We start from the raw sequence: 1626 nt of genomic DNA, 5'->3' as shown, positions 1-1626 counted from the left end.
GGTGCGATCGCCGATGCCTATCTCGTCGACAAGCTTAATTCCAAATATGATGCGACGCGTCGCGCAAGCGACTGGCTCCAGGCCCGCATTGAGGAACTCCGCCAGAAGGCGCTCGAGTCCGATTTGGCTGTCCAGAAGTTTAAAGCCACGAATGGACTTGTCTCGTCGAATGGCCAACTCCTGAGCGATCAGCAGCTTACCCAATTGAACAGTGCCTTGATCGACGCCCAAGGCCAAACGGCACAGGCCCAGGCAAAATACGACCGCATTGAATCCATCATCGCTTCGGGCAAGACCGATGCGATCGTCGCAGACGTCCTTGATAGTCCAACAATTACGGATTTGCGCAAGAAATATCTGGATGCCTCCAAGGTAGAGGCGGATATTTCCAAGCGCCTGGGCCAGGATCACGAACAGGCGGTCAGACTTCGCACGGAGATGAGCGAATATCAGCGCCTGATGTTCGAAGAACTTGGCCGCATTGCGGAAAGCTACAAGAGCGAGCTCGATGTCGCGAAGACAAGAGAAAAGTCGCTGCAGGACAGCGTTTCGCAAGCAACAGGAATCTCGGCAGCCGCGGGCGAAACCCAGGTTCAGCTTCGAGAACTGCAGCGTAATGCGGACACCTATCGCACGCTCTATCAGACATTCCTGGCCCGTTTCCAGGAAGCCACCCAACAACAATCCTTCCCGATCAGCGACTCGAGGATCATCACGAACGCCACAGTCCCTGGTGCACCGAGCAAGCCGAAGAAGCCCCTTATCCTGGCGGCTTCCCTTTTCCTCGGGCTCATGGTTGGCGCCGGCTTCGGCGCGTTCCGGGAATTCAGGGATCGCTTCTTCCGCACCGGCGAACAGGTCAGAGCCACTCTTAATCTGGAATATCTGGGCATCACGCCGCTGCTGCCGGCGACGGCTGCGGAGGGTGCTGCACAGGAGCCGGCAGGGCTTCGCCATGCAAATGGCGTGGCAAGCTACGTCGTCGACCACCCTCTTTCGGTTTTTGCCGAGACGATGCGCAGCGCCAAGATCGCCATCGATCTCGACGGCAACGAGCGGCGCAGCAAGCTAATCGGCGTGGTATCCAGTCTTCCGGGCGAAGGAAAATCGACGGTTGCGACGAACTTCGCGCATCTCCTGGCCATGCAGGGCGCCAAAACGCTGTTGATCGACGGTGACTTGCGCAACCCCGGCGCAACACGGGCGATTGGCCGGCATGCCGAAGCCGGTTTGCTGGAAGCCATTCTCGAACACCGGCCGCTGCAGAACCTTCTGCTGGTCGACCCGAAGACGAAGCTTGCCTTCCTGCCGGCAGTCGTCAAGCGTCGCGTTCCCCACTCGTCCGAGCTTCTTGCCTCATCCTCGATGAGCGCCTTGCTGGATATCGCCCGCGCCCATTTCGACTACGTCATCATCGATCTACCCCCGCTCGGACCGGTCGTCGATGCAAAGGCGATCAGCCCGCTGCTTGATTCTCTGATCTATGTCATCGAATGGGGCAGGACCTCGCGCAAGGTGGTGCGGTCGACCCTTTTGACCGAGCCGGATCTCGTCGACAAATGTGCTGGTATCATCCTCAACAAGGTCGATACCGAAAAGATGAAGCTGTACCGGACCTATGGCTCA

General features: G+C 58.4%; 1 protein-coding gene. It reads left to right on the top strand.

Annotation, left to right across the window (positions count from 1 at the left end; genetic code table 11):
• Positions 1-1626 (top strand): polysaccharide biosynthesis tyrosine autokinase (locus tag EV561_RS36940; protein WP_132528781.1); only part of this gene is annotated, 1626 nt, incomplete at both ends.

The organism is Rhizobium sp. BK376 (assembly GCF_004341625.1).
In the GTDB taxonomy this organism is placed as follows: Bacteria; Pseudomonadota; Alphaproteobacteria; order Rhizobiales; family Rhizobiaceae; genus Rhizobium.
The sequence above is the reverse complement of the archived record's forward strand: the minus strand, read 5'-3'. Positions and strand labels throughout refer to the sequence as shown.